This is a genomic window from Acinetobacter sp. GFQ9D191M, assembly GCF_011174875.1.
Classification (GTDB): Bacteria; Pseudomonadota; Gammaproteobacteria; order Pseudomonadales; family Moraxellaceae; genus Acinetobacter.
The window spans coordinates 1-9,711 of the sequence record NZ_JAALGV010000042.1 but is presented as its reverse complement, the minus strand read 5'-3'; the positions used below and the strand labels follow the sequence as shown (position 1 = coordinate 9,711).

Below are 9,711 nucleotides of genomic sequence, written 5' to 3'. Positions count from 1 at the left end.
GTTCAGCGGACGCTTACTTTACTTCTTCTGAAATACATAAATCTGGAATTGGGCCATTAAATTGAATTGATCCTGCTGCTCAAGTGCCAAACGGCGTTCAGGTTTGGCTTTATAAGCATAGGGAGTCATAGCAATCAGGTTTTTTAAATCCGCTTGAGGCAAAGTCATTGGCGCATCAATCACCTGTTCACTTACCAGATTAAATACATCCTGCAACTGCTCAACAAATTTCTGTGGCTCGTGTGCTTTCACTTCCTCAAATAAGGCTTCACGCATCGCGTACAAATGTTGTGGTGCAGGCGTCACTACCATCAAATAAGATTTTGGCTTTAATACCCGCAAGATTTCCTGTTTCGGAATCGGGCTAAATAAGCTGGTACAGAGATCAATGAATTGATCCAATACTGGCAAGGTTGCCCCTGTCCCTACCACCCAGGTAATTTCTTTATTCAGTTTAGCTGCAACCTGAACTGCATTTTTGGCAATATCTACGCCGACACATTGCATGACTTCAGCCTGCATGGCATTGGTGTAATAGCCTTCGCCACAACCAATATCGAGCAGATTTTCAATCCGCAGCTCACGGATTTTCTTAACCACAGCCTGTTGCAGAGGTGCATAGTGACCTGCACTCAGAAATGCACGGCGTGCCTGCACAGATTCAGGCGTATCACCTGGATTTTTACTATGTTTATGCTGCACCACATGCAGGTTCACATAACCCTGCTTGGCTACATCATAGCTATGCTGATTGTCACAGCGCCATGTACGTTCATTTAAGCGTAACTGCTCACGACAAACAGGACACATCAGTAGGTTCATTTTTTAATTTCTCCAAAACAAAAAAGCCGGCATGCGCCGACTTTTTCAAATGCATTTCTTAGCGTAATTTTAAGGTCATTAGGCCCAAAACTACTAGCATAATCGTAATAATCCAGAAACGGATGACGACTTGAGTTTCACGCCAACCTTTCTTTTCATAATGGTGGTGTAGCGGTGCCATTAAGAAAACGCGTTTATTACGCATTCTTAATGAACCGATTTGCAGGAAGACTGAAATTGCTTCCACCAGGAATACACCTGCCATAATCGCAAACACGATTTCCTGACGTACCATCACGGCAATCGTACCCAGCATTGCACCTAAAGATAATGCACCCACGTCACCCATAAACACTTGAGCTGGATGAGCGTTATACCAGAGGAATGCCAGACCGGCACCAATCATCGCAGCACAGATGACTACCAGTTCAGAAGAATATTTCACATAAGGAATATGTAAGTAGTTAGCGAAACGTACATCGCCTGCCAGATAAGCAAACACCCCTAAACCGGCTGCAACCAGGACAATTGGCATAATTGCCAGACCATCCAGACCATCGGTCAGGTTCACGGCATTGGATGCGCCATTAATCACGAAGTAAGTGAAAATAATGAAACCAATTCCCAGCGGAATCACGGACAATGGAATGGTGTGATCCTTAAAGAATGGAATCAACACATCCAGCATGTTGGCAGTCACAACTGGATTCGGTTGCTGCTGTGCGATCACATACAGTGCAATACCAGCACCGATTGAACCTACAGACGTCCAAAAGAATTTCTTGCGTGCAGGTAAACCGGCATTGTCTTTATAACGGATTTTAATCCAGTCATCCGCCCAGCCAACGGCGCCGAAAATCACCATTACCGAGAGCACAATCCAGACATAAGGATTCGTCAGGTCCGCCCACAGTAAGGTGGAGATCCCGATCGAGAGCAGGATTAATACCCCACCCATGGTCGGTGTACCCATTTTCTTGGCATGATTCTCAGGAGCAAACGAACTTACTGCCTGACCATATTTTAGTGCCTGCAATTTGCGAATCATGATCGGACCCAAGACCAAACCGATAGTCATAGCAGTCAAAACGCTGAGCAAAGCACGTAAAGTTAAATAACGAACCACCTGAAACGTGCTATCAAAGCCCGCCAGCTGGTCAAATAGCCATAACAGCATTTAGAGTTTCTCCATCAATGCAGCCATTAATGTTTCCATATGGGCAAAACGCGACCCTTTAAATAGAAAAGACATTGGCTGGGGATGATGTGTTTCAATCAAATCAATTAAAAATAGTAAAGCCTGCTCCTGATTGAGGAAAGCCTGCATCTTCTTACCATATTGCGTACTACGTGCACCTTCTTGTGCAGCTGGAGCAAATTCACCCACAGCCACCACAAAATTAATGCCTTTGACCGATACCAGATCCCGACCAAGTTTATAATGCTCGATCGCGGCAGATGAACCCAGTTCACCGATATCACCGGTCACCATCACTCGAATACCCTGCTGCTGCGCTAAAACTTCAGCCGCTGCACGCATCGAGCTTGGATTGGCATTGTAGGTATCATCAATAAATAAAAAATCTTTGTGCGGAATAAAGTTCAAACGACCTTTGGCACCAACAGCCTGTTCAAGGCCAGCCACGATATCATCCAGACTAATACCAATCGCCAAAGAGAAAGCCACTGCTGCAGTTGCGTTCTGCACATTGTGTTCACCAGCAAATGGCAGATTTACAGTTATAGTGCCTTGTGGTGTATTTAACGTGAAAGTCGCAGATTGCGGATGTAGTTCTACGTCAGTTGCATAGACATCACCGCCCTGACCAAAACTTAGAGTCTTCTCGGTTTTGACGGCTGCACGAATCTGCTCGGCATAATCATCCGCTGCAGGCACAATCGAAGTTTCAGAAATATGTGAATAGATTTCAGATTTAGCGCGACAAATCCCATCACGGCCACCAAACTCACCTAAGTGTGCAGTACCGATATTAATGATACCGGCCACATGCGGCTGTACCAGATTGGAAGTGTAATCAATTTCACCCTGATGGCTCGCACCCAGCTCCATCACCGCATACTGATGTTCAGCACGCAGTTCCAGCAACATCATTGGGACACCCAAATCATTATTCAGGTTACCGCGAGTGACTAAAGTCGGTGCCAGACGTGACAGGATACTGCCCAGCATTTCCTTGGTCGTGGTTTTACCGCTACTGCCAGTCAAAGCAATGACTTTGAGCTGTGGATTTTGCTGACGACGATATGCGCCAAGATGACCCAGCGCCAGGCGAGTATCTTCAACTACTAGCTGACAAATATCTGCGTCAACAGGTTGGCTGACAATCGCGATTCCACAGCCCTTCTCAGCCACTTGTGCGATAAAGTCATGCGCATCAAAACGCTCACCTTTCAATGCCAGAAAAGCATCACCTGCTTCGGCATGACGGGAATCAGTTAAAATCCGCTTAATCTGGCCTTCAGGTTTTTTATCATTCAGCCAATAACCCTGAGTGGCTTGCTGTAACTGTTCAATTGTCCATGACTCTAGAGGCACGGTACTTGTTGTTGAAGTATGCATGTGAAATCCTAATGCGCTGGAAATGCTAAATCACGGTTATGATGCTGGGCATCAATTGCGGCCTGTACCTCGACCACATCATCAAACCAATGTCGCACCCCATCAATCTCCTGATAATTTTCGTGTCCCTTACCGGCAATCACCACAATGTCACCTGGCTGCGCCTGGTCGACTACAAAGCGGATTGCTTCACGACGGTCATGAATTTCATGATAGGTTTTGCCTGAAAAATCGATACTCTGCTTCATGTCAGCGAAAATCTGGTTTGGATCTTCAGTACGCGGATTGTCCGAAGTCAGCACTGCAATATCAGCACCTTCGAGGGCCGCCTGAGTCATCAGCGGACGTTTGCCACGATCACGATCACCGCCACAACCAAAAGCAACCCAGAGTTTTTGACTGACATGGCGCTTCAGCGTAAGCAAGACCTGAGTCAGGGCATCTGGAGTATGTGCATAATCCACAACAAATAAACGCTCATCATCACGAATGACCTGCATACGGCCTGGGGCACCTTTCAGCTCGGGCACAGTTGCAATGAAATCGGCTAATGCAAAACCGGCTTGCTCTGCCACAACCAGGCTAGCAACCAGATTTTCGATATTGAAATGACCCAGCAAAGGACTATGCACAGTAAATGTATCTTGTGCAGTGATCAGTTTGAATTCAGCACCGGAAATACTGTACTGGATATCCTGAACCTGATAATCAGCTGCTTGCGACAAAGAATAAGTCAGAATTTTCGGCTGATTCGGATTGGCTTTTGCAGTATTCAGCATCACCTCTGCATGTGCGTCATCAATATTGATGACTGCAACTCTCAGAGATTCAAAGCTGAATAAACGCGATTTTGCTTCTGCATAAGCTTCCAGCGTACCGTGATAGTCGAGATGGTCACGACTTAAATTGCTATAAGCCGCAATTTCAATCGCACAACCATTCAGACGGCCCTGCTCCAGACCATGCGAACTCGCTTCAATTGAAGCAAATTCCGCGCCTGCCTGTGCATAGGCATGCAAGGCATTTTGCAATTGCAGGGCATCCAGTGTGGTATGAGAAGAGGCTTCCAGATTCGGCAAAACACCATTCCCTGTAGTCCCCATAACTGCACAAGCTTTGCCTTGCAGCATCAGCAACTCAGCAACCAGACGGGAAATTGTGGTTTTACCATTGGTACCAGTTACGGCCAGAATACGGGCAGCCTTGACTGGCTGAGTCGCTTGCAGATAGCGCTTTTGCCACTCGCCCATCAAGTGACGGACATTGGGTACTACCAAAGCTGGAGTAACACCTAGCTCTTGTTCTGAAATTACGGCCAGTGCACCCAATGACAGGGCTTTTTTGGCATATTCTGCGGTTTTTTCAGGTTGAGACAAGCTGGTCAGGGCAATAAAAATTTGCCCCAGTTTAACTTTGCGGCTGTCCAGTTCGAAACCCTGAAAGGATTGTCGCATCCATTCAGCAGGTTCTTGAACGGCGTAGAGATCTTGAAATGTAATGGACATTGATCACCTATTTACTGGACTTTGGGAGATTCTAAAGGTTTGTCCAACGGGACATTCAGCAAGCGTAAAGATTCCTGCATCACACGGGCAAAGACAGGTGCAGATACCATACCACCATAATAAGACCCTTGCGGATTTTCCACGACCACCACCATAGCAATACGCGGATCACTCACGGGTGCTACACCGGCAAATAAGGCACGGTATTCACTGGTTGAATAGCCTTTACGGTCGGCACGCAATTTATGCGCAGTACCGGTTTTACCTGCAACACGATAACCAGGTACGGTTGCACGGGTTGCTGTACCACCAGGCAGAGTTGCTGTTTCCATCATCAGCAGAACCTGTTCTGCGATTTGTGGATCAATCATCTGCTCGCCCTGTGGCTGTTCTTCTAATTTATACAGGCTTAAAGGCACTTTCACACCTTTGTTCGCCAGCATGGCATAGGCATCAGCCAGTTGCAGCACAGTCGCATTCAGACCATAACCATAGGCCATAGTTGCTACTTCAGATACATTCCATTTACTTGGCGGCAGAATCAAACCGGAACTTTCACCCGGAAATTTCACTGCGGAACGCTGACCAAAACCAAGACGTTTATAGAAAGTCGGTAAAGTTTCATACGGCAGTGACAGAGCTAATTTAGCTACCCCGACGTTTGATGATTTCTGGATAATCCCACCCAACGTCAACTGACCATAGTTATGCGTATCACGAATAGTGTGGTTTCCGACCCGCATACTACCTGGACTCGTATTGATGACCGAATTGGCCGTATATTTCCCGCTCTCTAGAGCCATCGCCACAGTTAGCGGCTTCATGGTTGAACCCGGCTCGAAGGAATCGACAGCGCCACGATTACGCATTGCGTCTTTATTTAATAAGCCATTCTTGTCATTCGGGTTATAAGAGGGCCAAGAAGACATTGCCAGAATTTCACCGGTTTTGACGTCGACTGCAATCGCTGTTGCGGAGCGGGCATTATTGGCGACGCCTGCTGCAGTCAGTTCACGATACATAATGTACTGTAAACGTGAGTCGATACTCAGGGTAATGTTTTCACCTGGCTCAACTTCTTTAATCACTTCCGGTTCTTTAACCCGGTTGCCTTTTTTGTCACGGATAATCTGCTGTTCACCATCCTGACCGGCAAGACGGGTATTCAGCTGCATCTCCAGACCTTCGATCCCAATTCCCTCACTATTGGTCAGACCAATAATCTGGGAGTTTGGCTGGGGCTGAGGATAATAGCGCTTATAGTTTTTCTCGGTATACACACCTTGGAAATTACGCTTCATGATCAGTTCCGCCTGTTGTGGCGGCACTTCTTTTTTCAGGATCAGATAACGTGAACGTGGACGCTCTTCCATCTTTTTGCGCAATTCAGCACGATCCATGCCCACTGCATCAGCCAGCTCATCCAGATTCAGGTTTTTATCTGGGAGCTGGCGTTTTAGTTTACGGCTATTCGGCTCTTTCTGTAGCGCCAGCATGGTTTCATCATAGAGTCTTTTATTATCAAAATAGTCACGTGGGTCAATCACGATTTTCATAATCGGCGTACTGATCGCCAGTGGAATACCATTACGATCATAAATTACGCCACGCATGGCCTTGATGGTATTGGTTCGTAAAATATTGGCATTGGCTTTATTTTGCAGAAAATCCTTATTAATAATCTGCACATAGAAAGCTCGGCCGATTAGTGTCACAAAACACAGCAGCACCACGGCCCACATGATGTAAAAACGGTTGATATAAACATTTAAGGCATTTTTCTCGGTGACGGACTGCTTTTTACGTACCGGTTGCTTCTTTCTCTTGTCTACCATGTTCGAGCGCTAGCCTTATTTTTTCTCATCTGAAGGTTGTGGTAAGGAAATCACGACACTCTGTGAAATCGGAGGTGAATACATCCTTAACTGGGTCACTGCACGGGTACCAATCTGCGCGGTCGCACCGAAAGTCTGCTGTTCAATCAGCAAACGTCCCCACTCTGCATTCAGGTCATCCCGTTCGCGCAGATAGGTACTTAGTTTGCGGTTATCCTGACGGTATTCAAAGACTTGGAAGACGACAAATACCGCACTGATGAAGACCATCAATATCAATATGAGGTAAATAATGACTTTTTTCAGCCATAACTTTTCTGTTTTTTTATCAACCACTTCAGTTTTCATGATGTGCCTATTAAGCTAAACGTTCTGCCACGCGCAGCCATGCGCTACGTGAACGAGGATTGGCTTTAACTTCCTCATCACTTGCCTTGACCCGGGCGATTTTCTTTAAACGTCGCGTATCCTTTTGTTGTTGCGGCATTCCCCAGCCTGAATCTTCTTCAAGCGTTGATTCTTTTTGAATAAACTGTTTAATCAACCGGTCTTCTAATGAATGAAAGCTGATCACAGCCAAACGTCCCTCTGGTTTTAAAATTTCAACCGCTTGAGGGAGGAAAGTTTCAATATCTTCTAATTCTTTATTAATAGCAATACGAATTGCCTGGAAAGTTCGGGTGGCAGCATGTTTATTTTTTTCCCATTTTGGATGGGCAACTTTCACAATTTCCGCCAGTTTGGCTGTGGTATCAATATATCCGGCAGCCTTGATCGCTTTGGCTATACGACGACTATAACGCTCTTCCCCATACTGAAAAATCACATTGGCCAGTGCTTCTTCTTCAATATCCACCAGCCATTCTGCTGCAGTCGGACCTTGCGAGTTGTCCATACGCATATCCAGCGGGCCATCTTTCATAAAGCTGAAACCGCGTTCTGCCTGATCCAGCTGCGGTGAAGACACCCCTAAGTCAGCCATCACACCATCTACACTTTCAATACCCTGCTCAGCTAATGCCTGTTTTAAATCAGCGAAGCTGGCATGGATAATTTTAAAACGTGAATCTCCCTGTTCCAGTTCTGCGGCAACAGCCAATGCTTGCGGGTCTTTATCGAAAGCATAGACGCGTGCATTTTCATCTAATTTGGAAAGTAATAAACGTGTATGCCCACCGCGACCAAAGGTTCCATCCACATAAATTCCCGTATTGCGACCAGCCAGTAAGGCATCAATCGTTTCGTGAAGTAATACAGAAATATGTGACATAAAAACTCAATCAATAGGGCGAAAAATTTAACTGCACATTATCACTCTGTTTAGCTAAAGCTCCAAACGACTTTTTGTAGATAAACATTAATTTCTATAGAGAAAACCGTTTTTATTTTTCGACAGCCGATAAAAAAGCCTCCATCGAGGAAGCTTTTTTATATTTTAAATTTATTTTCTAATCAACAGATTAACGCTTCGAGTTATAGATCTGGTCGAAGATTGCGCCATTCACAAAGTGAGTTTTCTGTGCATTGGCCCAGCCACCGAATACTTCATCAATGGTAAAGGTTTTAATTTTTGGGAACTGTGATGAATATTTGGCTAATACTTTCTCATTACGTGGACGGTAGAAATGTCGTGCTGCCATGTCCTGACCAAGTGGAGAGTAAAGATAGTTGATATAACCTTTAGCTAACCATTTATTGCCATTTTTATCTACGGTACGATCTACGATGGCTACAGAGGGTTCAGTCAGAATGGTCAAAGATGGATAAACGATATCAAACTTATTTTTACCGAGAGTTTTTTGTGTTACTAGGGCTTCATTTTCCCAAGTTAACAACACATCACCAATATTACGTTCAGCAAATGTGGTCATCGATGCACGTGCAGCAGAGTCCATCACTTTGACGTTTTTATAAAGCTTGCCGACAAATTCTTGGGCTTTGGCTTTGCTACCACCCGGCTGTTTCTCTGCATAACCCCAAGCTGACAGATAAACCCAACGTGGCAAGCCACCAGTTTTCGGATTTGGTGTAATAATTTCTACACCCGGTTTAGTCAGATCTTTCCAGTCTTTAATTCCTTTGGGGTTATCCTTACGTACCATGAAGACAATCGTTGAAGTATAAGGTGCAGAATTGTGCGGGAACTCTTTTTGCCAGCCTGGCTGGATCTGACCAGATCTTACGATCTCTTCAATATCGTTTGCCAATGCCAAGGTCACCACATCACCTTTTAAACCGTCAACCACAGAACGGGCCTGTTTACCTGAACCGCCGTGAGACTGTTTAAAGTTCACATCAATACCGGTTCGTTTTTTCCAGTAGGCACCAAAAGATTTGTTGAATTCGTCATAGAATTCACGGGTCGCATCATAAGAAACGTTCAGGAATTCACGATCCGCGGCTTGGCTCGAAGTTGCAGTAAATGTCAGACCTGTTGCCAATAAGGCAGCACTAACCAGTGATTTTAATTGAGTTTTCATAAGAGCATCGGGAGATTATCTTCATTAGATATAACTATATGAAATAAAATTATTTTTCGCAATTGAGCAAACAAAGTGCATACAGGGTAATATTTAGTTATTTTTTGTTTTAATTTCATGTTTTATATAACAAAAATATCTAAATTAAAGGCTTATTCTATTTTTATAGCATTTTATGCTTTAGATATAAAAAAAACGGATAATAAATTATCCGCTTTCTACTTATGGTTCAGTAATTAGAATTATTTACGGTTTTCCGCAGAGATTTGATCGTAGATGGCTCCATTCACAAAATGGGTTTTCTGCGCTTTTGCCCAGCCGCCAAAGACTTTATCAATGGTAAAAGTCTGGATTTTTGGGAATTGCGCCGCATATTTTGCTGCTGCTTTAGCATCACGTGGACGGAAGTAATATTTCGCTGCCAGCTCCTGCCCTTTTGGTGAATATAATTGACATACTCCCACCACTTTCGTTTTCACTCAAGTGGG

The 9,711-nt window shown here is 44.8% G+C and carries 8 protein-coding genes and 1 pseudogene; all 9 read right to left on the bottom strand.

All coding sequences use genetic code 11. The features are described 5' to 3' along the window. Window positions 1–18 precede the first annotated feature (18 nt). The gene (locus tag G5T77_RS07740) at window positions 19–822 is read right to left on the bottom strand and encodes a putative RNA methyltransferase (RefSeq protein ID WP_034702194.1); all 804 of its coding nucleotides are present in this window, start codon (window positions 820–822) and stop codon (window positions 19–21) included. Window positions 823–880: 58 nt separating this feature from the next. Further along, entirely contained in the window at window positions 881–1,999 is a 1,119-nt protein-coding gene (gene mraY, locus G5T77_RS07735) for a phospho-N-acetylmuramoyl-pentapeptide-transferase (protein ID WP_034702197.1), read from the bottom strand. Continuing rightward, a complete protein-coding gene (gene murF / locus G5T77_RS07730) occupies window positions 2,000–3,403 on the bottom strand; it encodes a UDP-N-acetylmuramoyl-tripeptide--D-alanyl-D-alanine ligase (protein ID WP_166139561.1) in 1,404 nt (467 codons plus the stop codon). An 8-nt stretch (window positions 3,404–3,411) separates the two neighbouring features. After that, window positions 3,412–4,908: a UDP-N-acetylmuramoyl-L-alanyl-D-glutamate--2,6-diaminopimelate ligase gene (locus G5T77_RS07725; protein ID WP_166139558.1), complete on the bottom strand. Its 1,497-nt coding sequence runs from the start codon at window positions 4,906–4,908 to the stop codon at window positions 3,412–3,414. Window positions 4,909–4,919: 11 nt separating this feature from the next. Beyond that, window positions 4,920–6,743 carry a penicillin-binding protein PBP3 gene (gene ftsI / locus G5T77_RS07720; protein WP_166139556.1) on the bottom strand — a complete coding sequence of 608 codons (1,824 nt, stop codon included), beginning with the start codon at window positions 6,741–6,743 and terminating at the stop codon, window positions 4,920–4,922. 15 nt (window positions 6,744–6,758) lie between these two features. Then, on the bottom strand, window positions 6,759–7,091 hold the full coding sequence (gene ftsL, locus G5T77_RS07715; protein WP_159122699.1) for a cell division protein FtsL: 333 nt from the start codon (window positions 7,089–7,091) through the stop codon (window positions 6,759–6,761). A 10-nt stretch (window positions 7,092–7,101) separates the two neighbouring features. Further along, window positions 7,102–8,013 (bottom strand): 16S rRNA (cytosine(1402)-N(4))-methyltransferase RsmH, encoded by a 912-nt coding sequence (gene rsmH, locus G5T77_RS07710; protein WP_034702209.1) that lies wholly within the window; start codon window positions 8,011–8,013, stop codon window positions 7,102–7,104. Window positions 8,014–8,203: 190 nt separating this feature from the next. Beyond that, a complete protein-coding gene (locus tag G5T77_RS07705) occupies window positions 8,204–9,223 on the bottom strand; it encodes a sulfate ABC transporter substrate-binding protein (RefSeq protein ID WP_166139554.1) in 1,020 nt (339 codons plus the stop codon). A gap of 242 nt (window positions 9,224–9,465) precedes the next feature. Beyond that, a pseudogene (locus tag G5T77_RS07700) lies at window positions 9,466–9,672 on the bottom strand (sulfate ABC transporter substrate-binding protein); the annotation flags it as partial. Window positions 9,673–9,711 lie beyond the last annotated feature (39 nt).